This window comes from Corynebacterium pseudopelargi (assembly GCF_003814005.1).
GTDB lineage: Bacteria > Actinomycetota > Actinomycetes > Mycobacteriales > Mycobacteriaceae > Corynebacterium > Corynebacterium pseudopelargi.
The window spans coordinates 45,273-58,764 of the sequence record NZ_CP033898.1 but is presented as its reverse complement, the minus strand read 5'-3'; the positions used below and the strand labels follow the sequence as shown (position 1 = coordinate 58,764).

Sequence of the window (13,492 nt, the reverse complement as noted above, 5' to 3'; positions counted from 1 at the left end):
ACAAAGCAATGATCTGCGCGCACGAGGCGCCAAGGAAGTACAGAAGCACTAGTGAGTCCTTTTAATCTCGAGCGCATCGGCACAGGGCTACCGGTTGCAGATGTCATAGGAAAACTGCAGGCTGCCTGCGCGCAGCACCACGCCGCGGTAGTGCAAGCCCCGCCGGGCACGGGCAAGACCACACTTGTGCCACCGCTATTGGCTAACGAGGTAGAAGGGCTCGTCCTTGTTGTAGCCCCACGCAGGGTGGCGGTGCGCGCTGCAGCCAGGCGCTTTGCACACCTAGACGGTTCACGCATTGGCGATCGTGTTGGTTTTCGTATCCGCGGCGAATCTCACCCAGGTAGTCGCGTGGAATTTCTCACCCCTGGTGTGTTGCTTCGCCGCCTCTTGCACGACCCAGAGCTTGCAGGGGTGTCGGCGGTAGTGCTCGACGAGGTTCACGAACGCCAACTCGATACCGATCTTGCCTTAGGCATGCTCATTGAACTGCGTGAGCTCCGCGATGACCTGGTGGTAGTAGCGATGTCTGCAACGCTGGAAGCAAATACGCTTGCCCAGCTCATGGATGCCCCCATTGTGCAGGCTCATGCCCCCATTCATGAGCTCAGCATCAGCTATGTTCCCAGCACGCATCCTCGCACGGCCGTGAGCCGTGATTTTCTCCAAGAGGTAGCCACGGTGAGTGCGCAGGCGGCACACAAGAGTAAGCACAGCGTGTTGGTCTTTGTTCCCGGCAAGCGCGAGGTGCATATCCTCTGCGATCTGCTAGCGCAGCGCACATCCTTGGCGGTATTTGCCCTGCACGGGCAATTATCCAGCAGGGAACAAGATGCAGCACTCGGCTATGAAGGCCAGCGCATCGTGGTGGCCACAAGCATTGCCGAATCTTCTATCACCGTCCCCGGCGTGCGCACCGTTATTGATACCGGGCTTGCTCGAGTGCCCAAGCGCGATGCTGCCCGCGGGATCAACGGCCTGGTCACCTTGAGTACCTCGCAGGCATCTGCCGAGCAGCGTGCCGGACGCGCTGGCCGCGAAGGTCCTGGCAGCGTCATCCGCTGTTATAGCCAGCAGGATTTCTCCCGCTTTGCTCTTCATAGCACCCCAGAGATCAATGCAGCAGATCTCACCCAAGCCATGCTCACCCTGGCCTGCTGGGGCACCACGGATCTCAGGACCTTCCCCTTCCTTTCCCCTCCCCCAGCACCAGCCGTGCGAGATGCCCGCGATACCTTGCATGCCTTAGGCGCTCTTAGCTCCACCGGTGTTGCCACCGAGCATGGCCGCGCCTTGGCCGCCTTGCCACTTGCCCCCAGGCTTGGCAGCGCCTTACTCCATTGCGGCCAGAAGGCGGCTGACACGGTGGCTGCAATCAGCTTGGATGTAGCCGGGGATCTCAGCCGTATCAACCCCACCAAGGAGCTCGAACGCGAGGCCCGGCGCCTGGCTGCCCTGGCACCGCCGAGCAACAACGATGTTACCCCTGGTCAGGTGATTGCGCATGCGTTTGCCCAACGCATTGCCCGTGCAAGTACCAAGGAGGGCGAATTCCTTTTGGCCTCCGGCACGCGCGCACGCCTGGATAAGATCACCGCACTGGCCGGCTGTGAGTGGATTGCGGTGGCTGGGCTGCGTTTGAATGCTCAAGGCGATGCCTTGATCAGTGCCGCGGCACCACTGCAACAAACCGAAGCAGAAGCGATCGCCGGGGTAGAAGAGCGCACCACCGCCACCATTGAAGCAGGCCGCATCAAGGCCACCCGCGAGCGCGCACTCGGTGCAATTGTGCTCAGCAGCACCCCGTGTAGCCTCAGCCGAGAGGAAGCCAAAGCAGCCCTGACCCAGCATGTTCAAGAACATGGCTTAGATATCTTCCACTTTGAGCCTGCGGCGAAGTCTTTGTGGAATCGCCTGAAGTTCTTATACGAGCACGTTGGCGATCCCTGGCCGGATGTTGAGGTTATGAGCGCCTCCGTTTTAGAACCAGAGATTGCGCAATTGGCCCAAGGTGTGCCCCCAGCAAAGATTGCGATGGCGCCGGTGCTCAAACGCATACTGCCCTGGCCAGAGGCCGCACATTTGGATGAATTAGTGCCAGCCACGCTTGCGTTGCCCAGCGGCAACCAGGCCAACATCGACTATCAAGACCGCCCCGTGGTGGCTGCAAAGCTGCAGGAGTGTTTTGGGCTGACACAAACCCCGCTGATCTGCGGGCAGCCAGTGTTATTCCACTTGCTTTCACCGGCTGGGCGCCCCTTGGCGCTCACCGATGATCTGGCCAGTTTTTGGGCTGGGCCATATCAAGGCGTGCGTGCAGAGATGCGCGGGCGTTACCCCAAGCACCCCTGGCCGGAGGATCCGCTACAAGCCCAAGCCACCGCCAAAACCAATCGTGCTTTGCGCTCTTAGGCGCCCTGCTAGCCCCATTGCTGGATGGCTAAGACCACGCTCATGACCACCACCATCACCAGCAGGGCGATCCTTAACAGGCGATCACCGCCGCGAAGCACGGTGCGGGCACCTAGTTGTGCGCCGCAGATATTTGCCAGCGCCAGCACTAACCCGAGGCTCCACCACACATGGCCGCCGATGATAAACACGCACAAGGCGCCAAAGTTCGTGGCGGCGTTGACCACCTTTGCCATTGGCGCGGCGTGTAAGAGGTCTGCGCCTAAAAAGCTACTAAAGGCCAGGAGCAAGAACATGCCGGTACCGGGGCCGAAGGCTCCGTCGTAAAGCGCAATGGCGGCGGCAAGCACTAAAGCAAGCCGTGGGCGCATAGCCCCGACCTTGGTGCCGAATTGCGGTTTGCTTGCCACGATCACGCCTACTACCAGCAGCAACACGATGATCAGCGGGCGCATCACCTCGCGGCTTAAGGAGCTTGCCACCAAGGCGCCGGCACCTGCAGATACAAGGGCCACGGGAACAAAGCGCAGCGCGAAGCCTCGTGGCGGTGGGAGGTGGCGGCTGAGCTTGATCGCAGCAGAACTGGTGCCAAAGAATCCGGCTACTTTATTGGTGGCCAGCGCCGAGGCAGGCGCAAGCCCTGGGCATACTGCGAGTAGCAGCGGGATCAAGATGAGCCCACCGCCGCCGATAATGGCATCGATCCAACCCGCCACTGCGGCACCTGCAATGAGGACCGCCCAGCTTGCAGCTCCAAGTTCTAGCATGGCCACCTCCTGACTTTCGGGCACTATTGTCGAGGATATGCCCACCCGCTTTCACATGCCTGATGCGAACCTCGCTTTCCGATGGGCTATCGTCGTGCCTGCATCAATCGCGTTGGGGTGGGTGCTGCAGCACTACCATGTGCCTGCGGCCTGGATTCTTGGTGGCATCGTCGTCTCGGCGGCGATGGCCTTAAGCACCGCCAAAGAACTGGTGATGAATAAACACCTCTTTAGCTTTGGCCGTGGATTTATCGGCATTCTCGCCGCCCTGCCGCTGCTTGCTAGCAACCCTGCAACCTTAAGTGCCTATATCCTGCCCGGGATCCTTATCACCATCATCACCTTGGGCATTGGTGTGATCGGTGGGGTGCTCCTGGCGCGTTCCCAAGCGGCAATTTCAACCCAAACCGGCATCTTGTCCATGCTGGCTGGTGGGGCATCCATCATGCCGTTATTGGCCAGGGAATTCGGTGCAGACTTTCGCTATGTGGCCTTAAGCCAATACCTCAGGTTGTTGGCGGTGAGCCTCTCGCTGCCCTTGGTGGCCCACTGGCTTTTGACTTCCGGGCAGCATGCTCCTGATAACGCCACCCAAGCTCACCTTGACCAACCATGGTGGGCACTGCTTGCCGTGATCCTGATTGCCGCTTTTGGTGAGGGGATTGGTAGAAAGCTGCATATCCCCGTGCCCTCGGTCTTAGGGCCGCTGCTGTTGATGCTGCTTGTGGGCACGCTGGCTCCGCCGGCTGATTTCACTCCCCCGGAGGCAGTGCGGACCTTTGCGTTTTTATCTATTGGCTGGATGTGCGGCGGTTCGCTGTCGGTGGCATCGCTCAAATCTTTTGCTCGCCAGCTTCCCGCCACGCTGGTGTTTATTGTGGTGCTGCTGCTTGGTTGTGCGGTGAGTGCTTGGCCATTGATGCAGTTTTTGCACATCTCCTATTTTGAGGCCTATCTTGCTACCTCACCCGGCGCGCTTGAGACGGTCTTGGCCTTATCTGATGAAGGCGGAGCAGGCCCGGTGGTAGTAGCCATTCAGATCATCAGGCTTTTAGGTGTGCTGCTTATTGCCAGCGCTTTGCCGTATTTGCGCAAACGCCACAAGGGCGCGCGCTAAGGTTGCGCGTTCGGGGTTGCGCTTTAGGGGTGGATAAAGCGATCTACGATCTTTTCCAATACCGCCACTTCTTCCTTGCTAAAGCCCAGGCTGCCGCTGATCTCCTGGCTCATTGCTTCGGAGCGAGCCTCAAGCGCTTTGCCTTTTTCTGTAAGGAAGATGCGCACCACTCGGGAATCCTGGTCAATGCGGTTGCGCTGGATCAGGCCTGAGTGTTCCATGCGGCGTAGCAGCGGCGAGATGGTGCCGGAATCAAGATCTAGGGGCGCACAGAGGCCATTGATGCTTCGTCCATCGCGTTCCCACAACAGCCTGAGCACCAGCAGTTGCGGGTAGGTGATCCCAAGGTATTCATCCATATAGGAACGCAAAAGGCGCTGCGAGGCTCGCGAACCGCGATAGAGCGCGAAGGTGACGCGCTCTTCGTTGTTGGGAAGTTGCATGGTCGTGGTCCTTCACAAGATAAGTGATGCAATAGCGTGTAGCTAGTACTTTAGCCCCATTTGCTGCACAAACACTGCAAGATACCTTTGTGGGGGATAAGGATTACCACTTCAGCCCAGGGCTTACCCAGTGCGCGAATCCCTCGAAGAGTTCCTCCACCGTTTCAGCAACAACGATTGCGTCGAGGTAGCGATTGGGAATAAAGCCTTCCTCACTCATTGAGCGCAATGCATGCAGCATGGGATCCCAATACTCCTCGGTATTTAAAAGCCCAACCGGTCCGGTATATGGCCCAAGTTGCTGACGCACGAGCACTTCGAAGAGTTCCTCCAATGTGCCCATGCCTCCAGGTAGCGCCACGAAGGCGTCGGCAAGCTCCTCCATGCGAGTTTTGCGCTGCGCCATCGTTTCGGTGACGTCCAAAGTAGTAAGCCCTGGGTGAGAAAGTTCCAGATCCACCAGGGCTTTGGGCATCACACCATGCACGCGACCACCGGCTTCAAGGCAAGCATTGGCCGTTTCTCCCATCAAACCCACGCTGCCGCCGCCAAAGACCATCTCAATATTGCGATGGGCTAAGCCTTGACCCAAAGCGCGGGCAGCGCGGGTGAATTCCCCGCGGGCACCATGAGCCGAACCACAATAGACGGCCACACGCTGGATCTGCGGGGAAAGCGCTTTCACCATTACCGTTGCGGCATCGTTGGAGTGGGTTTGGGTAACAAAGTCGTGGCGGGCATAGAGCTTGCGGGCTGGGCTGCGGGTATCCACATTTAAGGTAATGCCAGGCCAACCGTGCCGACGCCCGTGCTCCGAGGCCTCGCCAATGAGCCAGGAACCAACGCCTTGGCCCTGCCAAGCAGGATCTACGTTTAAGACCATCTCAGGAACATTGTCTGCAACGAATCCGAAGCCGTGAATAAACGTTACCCACATGGTGCCCACAACCTTGTCTTCGGCATCGTGGAGCACCACGCCAATATCCCCGCGGGCTGGATCAAAGCTCAAGTACTCGCGGTGGCGGCTACCTGCTACATCATCGAGGGTGTAATTGGCGCCAAAGCGGTTGATGTTGCGCAGATAGGCTTCGGCACGAAGTGGGGTATCTTCTGAAGTCATCGCGCGAGCGCGCAGCTCGGGGATCGGTGGCATGGTTGCGGGAACGCTCATGGCTTTTGAGTGTAACGCCCAAGAAGGCTGCAACCATAGACGAAAAGCCACCGCCGCTTTTTAGGCCAACTTGGTTCGCGACTTAGCTAGCGACTTGTCTCGCGCATTGGCTCGCCACTTCGCTCGCGACTTGGTTCGCGACTTGGTCTAAGCCCGCTGGCACGTATGATATGCAGACCACGCACGCAACAAGCACTTAAAGGATTTCGCATGAGCGTACATCACTCGGGCTCCCACGATGCCCGCGCCGCCAAGAAGAGCCAGGGCTCGCACCTTGATTCGGTACTTCAGGCCCAGGAGGAAGCGCCGGTATCCGAGGCCACTGAGCGCCTGGTAGAAGAAGGCACGGCGCGTATCCGCCGGCCGTTTACGGCTTTGATTACCACCGGCATCATGGGTGGTTTAGAAATCGGCATTGGCCTTTTGGCTAAATATATTGTGGTCCGAGAAACCGGCAATGAGCTGCTTGGCTCCATCGCCTTTTCCATTGCCTTTGTCATCTTGTTGCTGGCGCACTCTGAGCTTTTTACCGAGGGTTTCTTAGTGCCCGTTTCTGCGGTGGTGGCCAAGAAAGCTACCGTGACTGGCCTGTTGCGTTTCTGGGCTGGTACTGCCGCGGGCAATATCATTGGCGCGGCGATCATCATGTGGATTTTGGTCAAGGCCTACCCCGGCGGCCAGGATTACTTTATTAAAGAAGGCGAACACTACGCCTCGATGGGCTTGAGCCTCTCAGGCTTCTTATTGGCAGCCCTTGGTGGCATGATGCTGACCTTGGTTACGCGCATGCATCAGCATTCCGATGAGACGATGCCGCAGGTGTTGTCTTCGATGATCGGCGGTTCCATGCTTGCCGGCACCGGCATGCTGCACTCGGTGCTGGATACCTTGTACATCTTTGGCGGCATGTTTGCCGGCGGCGATATCTCTATCCAGTCCTGGCTTGGCTTTGTGTGGTGGATTGCGCTGGGCAATATGGCAGGTGGCCTGTTGCTGGTATCCGGTATTCGTTTTGTGCGCGCCCGTGGATCCCTGGGCGGCTCCAATGCCAAGAAGCAGCGCGAGAAGAATAAGCAGGACTCAAAGCGCGAAAAGCAGAAGGCCGACTAACTTTTCAGCTTCGCGCGCAGCGGCAGGCACGACCGCCGCACGCCTTGCCCACAAGACGGATTGCCCGCCGCACGCCTTGGCCGAATATGCCCAATTAGACCGCTTTGTCTATGCCTTGCGCTGGCAATATTCCATCTATAAACCAACAGGTGCATAGTCACTAGACATAGCGGTCTATCGGGCGCTAGAATCCATGCTCATGCACACCCTCGCACGCTCAGCCCCTGCTCCACAGTTCGTGCGACCCACCCTGCCCGCGGCGGCCTGCCTGCACTTTATCCGGCACTTCCAGCCAATTACCCGCGGCGATCTCATCACCTACACCGGCAAATCCCAACCCACCATCACCCGCGCGATTGCTGCACTGCTGGATGCAAACCTCGTTCGCGAACGCGCCGATCTGGCCGTGGTACAAGGCCCAGGGCGGCCAAAAATCCCGCTCGTGCTCGCACCTAGCCCCTTTGTGCAGGTCGGCATCGCCATCGGCACCCACGCCACCTATATCGGCGCCTATTCTTTGCGCGGCAGCGCATTAAAAGAACAGCTCGTTCACATCACCGCCGCAAAGCACACCCCCGAACAATTCCTGCACACCATCGCAGAGGCGGCCATGCACGTGGCGCGCGAAACAAAACTCCCCCTTGCCTGCGTGGGCATTTCCACCTCGGGCACCATCAATCGCTTTGGCTATGTGCAGGCGCCGAACTTGGGTTGGCGCAGCGTTGCCCTGCAAGACATCGCCCACCAGCTTTTCGACGTCCCCGTCTCCATCAGCACCGCCATCCAGGCCATTGCCGGGGCAGAATTACAAAGCCAGCAACCCGATCAACCCAGCAACGTGGTGGTGCTGCACTCCGATGATTCCATCGGCGCGGCCTTAATCGACCAAAAAGAGGTGCGCTCCCTCGAGGTGGCCGACCGGGCCAGCCTGCTGGATGCATCAATTCAATTGGTAAAAACCCATGCACCTCACACGGTTGTCTTAGCCGGCGACACCTTCGAATCCACCACCGAAGCCCGGCGCTTCCACCGCACCTTGCTCCAAGAAGCACCACAGGAAGTATCCGTCAGGGTCTTTCCCGCGCACCTGGATAATGCCAGGGCCGCAGCCCGTGCAGTGGCGATGGAACGACTGATGCAAGACCCGCTGAGCCTGGCCTAGATCCCGGCTTAAACCCCGGCTTAAGAAAAGCGCACTTCCTCCAAGCTGAGCCCTTCTTCGCAGCGTGCATGCAGCTTAGAGATGTCGACATACCTGCCTGCGTGAGGGATAAAGGCCTCATACTGCTCGGCTTCAAGTACGCGACGCACCTTGCCGGGCACACCGGCAACCAGGCTGTGCTCTGGAATTTCTTGACCTTCCAACACCACCGCACCAGCGGCAATCAAACTTCCCTGCCCAATCACGCTGCGCGAAAGCAAGGCCGATTTCATGCCCACCAAGGTGCCATCGTGCACCGTTGAACCATGCACCAACGCCATGTGTCCAACGGTCACGTCCTCGCCTAACACGCAGGCGGCATCGCGATCGACATGCAGCACCGAATTATCTTGGATATTGCTGCGCGCGCCGACGTGAATGCTATTGATATCTGCCCTTAATACGCAGCCATAAAACACCGAGGCATCGGCCTCAATGGTCACATCGCCGATAATCGTCGCCGTAGGGGCAATATAGGCGTCTTTGTGTATGCGCGGGGTTTTGCCATTGATAGAGAGAATGAGCGGGCCTTGCATGGGTGCCTCCTTGCATCAGTGCTGGATCAAGTGCTCGCGCTGCTTGGCGCACAGCACGCTATATCCGACGTTAGCCGCAGCAGCCGATTCGCGTGGGCTACTAAGCTCGGGCTACTAAGCTTCGGGCTACTAAGCTTCGGGCTAGAACAAAGACTCAAGCATGAACTACTGCAACGTTGAAGCGTTGTGGAATAAGGAGCAGGCATGCCCAAAGAAGTTATGAACCACACCTTGCCGCTCTCCGCGCGCCTGCCGGCGCGAGGCCTGTTTGAAGACGACTGGCGGGCACGCCCAAGCAAGAAGCACCCCTACCCTGTTGTGTTAATCCACGGCACCGGGGTAACCAAGGGCGATTGGATGGAGCTTGGCCAAGACCTCCGCGAGGAAGGCTATGCCGTATTCGCCCCGGATTTTGGTTTTCGTTCCACCGTCTTAGTAGAAGAATCAGCTGAGCAGGTGGGCGCCTATATCCATGCCGTGCTGCAAGTGTGTGAGGCAAAGAAGGTGATTCTGGTTGGGCATTCCCAAGGAGGCATCATCGCCCGCTACTGGATGCACCACATGGGTGGTGCCAAACATACCCACCACCTCATCTCTTTGGCCGTACCGCACCACGGAACTTTGCATGGCGGTGTGATGAATCCTTTGAGTAAAACTAAGCGCGGCAGCGAGGTCATGGACTCGCTGATCAGTGGCTTTTTTGGTCAATCGGGTTTTCAGATGCTCAAAGACTCCGAGTTGATCAATGCGTTAAACGCCAAGGGCGAAACTTTAGAGGGGGTGCACTATAGCTGCATTGCCACGCGCACCGATAGCGTTATTCAGCCCGTGGAATCTGGATTCCTCGATGGGGCGCGAAATATTTATCTCCAACAAGTTGATCGCAATGCAATGGTGCTCCACGAGGATCTGCCCTATGATCCTCGCGCTCGGCAATTGGTGCACGCGGAGATCCGCCGGCTGGAGCACACCCCCTGGCGTGGCCACCACCAGCACTAACGCAGTACAGCCTTGCATTACTAAGGGTTGCTTCGGATTGCTTGCGGGCAATACAAGCTCATGTGACTATGGCTCAAAACACACCATTGTCAAAGGAGCACAGCCATGGGTATCTCCGAGGCCGTCTTAGACCACCACGAGCCACACAATGGCAATCTCAATGCCAAACTGAACTGGCTTCGTGCCGGTGTCCTTGGCGCCAATGATGGCATCGTCTCTGTTGCAGCCCTGCTGCTGGGCGTGATTGCCGCAGGTAGCAGCAACACAGCCATCTTTTCAGCCGGTATTGCCTCTACCGTGGCCGGTGCGGTGTCGATGGCGCTTGGAGAATATGTTTCTGTCTCTGCCCAACACGACTCCGAAACGATGCTGATTGCCAAAGAACGCCGCGAGCTCGCAGAACTACCAGAGGCAGAATGTGCAGAAATGGCACAAATCCTCACCACCTATGGCATTAGCCAGGCCACGGCGGATCAAGCAGCGAGGGAAATTAGCGGCGGGGATCCCATCCGCGCACACCTTCGCTTAGAACTAGGCATTGATTCTGAAGACTTAACCAATCCACTGCACGCGGCCTTTTCTTCCGCCACCGCATTTATCCTCGGTGCGCTCTTGCCGCTTCTTGCTGCTTGGCTTGCCCCGCAACCAGCCCTGGCGGTGGCGATAGTTACGATGTTGGCGCTGCTTATTACTGGTTTTGTATCCGCCAAATTGGCCCAAACCTCCCCGCTTCGTTCCTGCCTACGTTTGGGTATTGGGGGTATGGCAGGTTTAGCGCTTACCTATGGTGCCGGTGCACTTTTTGGAGCCGCAGCCTAACCTTAAGGCCATGAGTACCGGATCTGCCTTCAAACCGCGCGTTGTATCCATAGCCGGCACTGATCCCACCGGTGGCGCCGGTGCCCAAGCCGATATCAAAGCCATCAGCGCTGCTGGCGGCTACGCCATGTCGGTGATCACCTCCATCGTGAGCCAAAATACGCTCGGCGTGATCGATGTGTTTTACCCTCCTATCAAGGTGGTGCAATCTCAGCTTGAGGCCATTAGCGATGATGTGGTGATCGACGCCATCAAAATTGGCATGCTTGGCACCAGCGAGGTAATCAACTGCGTGCACGCCTGGCTGCAGCAACAGCCCAGCAGCCCCGTCGTACTCGATCCGGTGATGGTATCCACCAGCGGCCACCGCCTCCTAGATAGCGCCGCCGAAGATGCCCTGCGCCAACTACTACCCCTTGCCAGCCTGATTACCCCCAATATCCCGGAGCTAGCGGTACTGAGCAACAGTGAACCTGCAAGCGACCTCGAAGGTGCGATTGAGCAAGGCCGCCAGGTGCTTCAACGCTATGGCTGCAGCGTGCTAGTCAAAGGTGGCCACCTTTCGGGCGAGCCTTTGAATGCGGTGTTGAAGGCTTCAGAAGATGGCAGCGACATCAGCGTGCATGTGATTGAAAATCAGCGGGTGCATACCCGCAATACGCATGGCACGGGGTGTTCTCTATCCTCTGCCATCGCTACCCGCTTAGGTGCAGGTGAAAGCCTTGAGGCTGCGGTGCAGTGGGCAACGCAGTGGTTACACGGTGCCTTGAAGGCCGCCGATGCCCTTCAGGTGGGCAAAGGCCATGGCCCGGTGGATCACTTCCACCACCTGCAGATCAACTAAGTGCAGTTGAACCCTTCTAGCTCTAGCAGGGCTTGTTTCCATCTGCTACCGCCGGCATAGCCACCAATGCCCCCATGAGCAGGAAGCACGCGGTGGCAAGGAATAAGGATGGGAACGGGGTTGGCTCCGCAGGCAGTACCGATGGCTCGGGTGGCTTGAGGCCTGCCAATATATGTGGCTACTTCGCCATAGGTCCAGTACTTGCCGTATTCGATCATGCGCAGTGCCTGCCAGGTGCTGCGCTGAAACGTCGTGCCATGGTCGATGGCGATGGGCAGATCGAATGCTTGGCGCTCGCCTTGGAAGTACTGCCTCAATTGCTGCAGTGCTGCCTGCAGGTGCGCCTCGGTGGTGGCAGAGGGGTTCGCATGCACACAGGCGGCCAAGGGTGAGTCGCTGCCAAAACGCACAAAGCGCACCCCCTGATCGTCTGCTGCAATGAGCAGATCACCACAGGGAGTGCGAAGGCTCGCGGCACTGAAGCCGGGGTACTCCGAAGCTAGGCGGAGGTTATTGATAGGAGACAAACCAGGGGCGCGGTTGGACGTCTTCATAGGTCTGTTCAGGGGTGAACATGGGCTGGTCTTCGTCGTAGAAGTTCTTCCATGCCATGAAGATCTCTGGCTGCAGATCCTGGCGGATCACATTCCAGGTATCAAATTTCTGCTCAGGGGTGCCGTGGCCGTCGGCATGCAGCACAAAGGCCAATTCTGGGTAGCTCACGTTGAGATCATCGCGGTTTTGGATCATCTGCACCTGGAATTGGTGCAGCACCAAGGCCTTTTGGGGCAGATTATTCTCGCGCACCAAGTTGGCAAGCCACTCGGAGGTTTGGTTAATCTCTTCTGCTTCCACATTGCCCACGCGCTGCATGGGCACCTCGCCTGGGTTAATGCGCCACTCGGGATCAAGTGCAAGGCCGACATTTGGGCGCTTGAGCAGGTCCTCATAGAGCTTGGCTTGCTTTAAGAAGTCCGATTGGCCCGATTGCAGGTCCAACACGGCGTAGCCGCCGGCCTCGGTGATGGCGTCGATGTAGGGAATGAGCTCTTCTGGGTCGGCCTCATTGGAGTAATCCCCATCGGGGCCTGGTTCGGCGGCTGCCACGGTGGCAATGATCTCAAAGGCGGGGATCACCGGCTGCGATTCCATGGGCTGGTATTGGGCAACCAGTTCCTTGGCGTGCTCTACGGCATCGTCTGGTTTGTATTCACCCATCACACCGAGTGCTCCGCCGGAGGGGTGCCCGTAGAGGGCGATCATGCGGCGCCCAGGAAAGACCAGGCCGCCTCCGCCGGGAAGCTCACCATTATTGGCCAGCTCTAGGCGGGTATCGAAGTCATCTTCTTCTACGAAACCCTGGCCGATGGCAAGCACATCGGTATCGGGGTTTTCCATAACCAATTCGGATTCGCGGGGATCGCTGCCCATGAGCAGGTTGATGGGCGCACCGATGGCACGCGCTGTGGCAGCCGACGCCACCGAGGTGGTGGAGTTAATCAGAATCGGCTCGCCTTCGCGTTCCTTCTTGGGCTTGAGCTCGACGATCTTTTGCACAATATTGTCTTTGCTCAGATCTTCGGGAGCTTCTTGCTTAGCCTTCTCGGCATCGACATGCTCGGCTTCGGCACCGAGGCGCTCGATCTCCTTTTTCACCTCATCGGAGTCGCCCTGCAGCATGGGCACGCCTTCTTCTACTGCCTTCTTTGCTGCTGCCCACTGCTCCGGAAGGCTATCGCCAGCAACATAGACCTTCTTGCTCTTATCAAAGAGTTTGGCAGATGCTTGCGTGCCGTCGGCGCTTGCTACGCGCTCGGTTTCTTTGAAGTCCACGGCGTTGTCATTGTCCGGGCTAGCACCATTGCTGCAGGCAGCCAGGGTGAGGGTCGCCGCCGCTGCGAGGATTGCGCGTGAAAGTTTCATGGTTGCCACCTTATATGAGCAATAGTGCCGATGTGCCAAGGCAGTGAGGTTTTTTCATCAATACCCCTTAGTGCACACTGCTGTCATTTGCACTAAGGGGTATTCGTTTGTGCTTTGGCGGCCAAGTGGGAGGTTCCACGTGAAACATCG

Annotated in this window: 13 protein-coding genes; 7 read left to right on the top strand and 6 right to left on the bottom strand. The window is 58.1% G+C overall.

What is annotated here, in order from left to right:
• Positions 1-51 precede the first annotated feature (51 nt).
• Positions 52-2,412, top strand: coding sequence for an ATP-dependent RNA helicase (locus CPPEL_RS00300; RefSeq protein ID WP_123959045.1), 2,361 nt, complete (start codon positions 52-54; stop codon positions 2,410-2,412).
• 8 nt (positions 2,413-2,420) lie between these two features.
• Here CPPEL_RS00300 and CPPEL_RS00295 read toward each other — a convergent pair whose 3' ends face one another.
• Positions 2,421-3,179, bottom strand: coding sequence for a sulfite exporter TauE/SafE family protein (locus CPPEL_RS00295; protein ID WP_123961168.1), 759 nt, complete (start codon positions 3,177-3,179; stop codon positions 2,421-2,423).
• A gap of 55 nt (positions 3,180-3,234) precedes the next feature.
• On the opposite strand from CPPEL_RS00295, the gene CPPEL_RS00290 reads away from it, so the two are divergent.
• Positions 3,235-4,296 (top strand): AbrB family transcriptional regulator, encoded by a 1,062-nt coding sequence (locus tag CPPEL_RS00290; RefSeq protein ID WP_123959043.1) that lies wholly within the window; start codon positions 3,235-3,237, stop codon positions 4,294-4,296.
• Positions 4,297-4,319: 23 nt separating this feature from the next.
• On the opposite strand, the gene CPPEL_RS00285 is transcribed toward CPPEL_RS00290, so the two are convergent.
• Both CPPEL_RS00285 and CPPEL_RS00280 read right to left on the bottom strand, forming a co-directional pair.
• On the bottom strand, positions 4,320-4,739 hold the full coding sequence (locus tag CPPEL_RS00285; RefSeq protein WP_123959041.1) for a MarR family winged helix-turn-helix transcriptional regulator: 420 nt from the start codon (positions 4,737-4,739) through the stop codon (positions 4,320-4,322).
• 103 nt (positions 4,740-4,842) lie between these two features.
• A complete protein-coding gene (locus tag CPPEL_RS00280; RefSeq protein ID WP_123959039.1) occupies positions 4,843-5,910 on the bottom strand; it encodes a TIGR00730 family Rossman fold protein in 1,068 nt (355 codons plus the stop codon).
• 210 nt (positions 5,911-6,120) lie between these two features.
• On the opposite strand from CPPEL_RS00280, the gene CPPEL_RS00275 reads away from it, so the two are divergent.
• Both CPPEL_RS00275 and CPPEL_RS00270 read left to right on the top strand, forming a co-directional pair.
• A complete protein-coding gene (locus CPPEL_RS00275) occupies positions 6,121-7,020 on the top strand; it encodes a formate/nitrite transporter family protein (RefSeq protein ID WP_164470330.1) in 900 nt (299 codons plus the stop codon).
• A 199-nt stretch (positions 7,021-7,219) separates the two neighbouring features.
• Complete coding sequence (locus CPPEL_RS00270) at positions 7,220-8,182, top strand: ROK family transcriptional regulator (RefSeq protein ID WP_164470329.1); 963 nt, start codon at positions 7,220-7,222, stop codon at positions 8,180-8,182.
• Between the two features lie 20 nt (positions 8,183-8,202).
• On the opposite strand, the gene CPPEL_RS00265 is transcribed toward CPPEL_RS00270, so the two are convergent.
• On the bottom strand, positions 8,203-8,757 hold the full coding sequence (locus CPPEL_RS00265) for a gamma carbonic anhydrase family protein (protein WP_123959033.1): 555 nt from the start codon (positions 8,755-8,757) through the stop codon (positions 8,203-8,205).
• A gap of 204 nt (positions 8,758-8,961) precedes the next feature.
• On the opposite strand from CPPEL_RS00265, the gene CPPEL_RS00260 reads away from it, so the two are divergent.
• From CPPEL_RS00260 to thiD, 3 genes are all read left to right on the top strand, one after another.
• Positions 8,962-9,756, top strand: coding sequence for an esterase/lipase family protein (locus CPPEL_RS00260; RefSeq protein WP_123959031.1), 795 nt, complete (start codon positions 8,962-8,964; stop codon positions 9,754-9,756).
• 105 nt (positions 9,757-9,861) lie between these two features.
• The gene (locus CPPEL_RS00255) at positions 9,862-10,575 is read left to right on the top strand and encodes a VIT1/CCC1 transporter family protein (protein WP_123959029.1); all 714 of its coding nucleotides are present in this window, start codon (positions 9,862-9,864) and stop codon (positions 10,573-10,575) included.
• 10 nt (positions 10,576-10,585) lie between these two features.
• The gene (thiD, locus tag CPPEL_RS00250; protein WP_123959027.1) at positions 10,586-11,419 is read left to right on the top strand and encodes a bifunctional hydroxymethylpyrimidine kinase/phosphomethylpyrimidine kinase; all 834 of its coding nucleotides are present in this window, start codon (positions 10,586-10,588) and stop codon (positions 11,417-11,419) included.
• Here thiD and CPPEL_RS00245 read toward each other — a convergent pair.
• Positions 11,416-11,973, bottom strand: coding sequence for a methylated-DNA--[protein]-cysteine S-methyltransferase (locus tag CPPEL_RS00245; RefSeq protein ID WP_123959025.1), 558 nt, complete (start codon positions 11,971-11,973; stop codon positions 11,416-11,418). The two genes, thiD and CPPEL_RS00245, sit on opposite strands and share 4 nt — an antisense overlap.
• Positions 11,930-13,342 (bottom strand): cell wall-binding repeat-containing protein, encoded by a 1,413-nt coding sequence (locus CPPEL_RS00240; RefSeq protein WP_123959023.1) that lies wholly within the window; start codon positions 13,340-13,342, stop codon positions 11,930-11,932. The genes CPPEL_RS00245 and CPPEL_RS00240 overlap by 44 nt, the downstream gene beginning before the upstream one ends.
• Positions 13,343-13,492 lie beyond the last annotated feature (150 nt).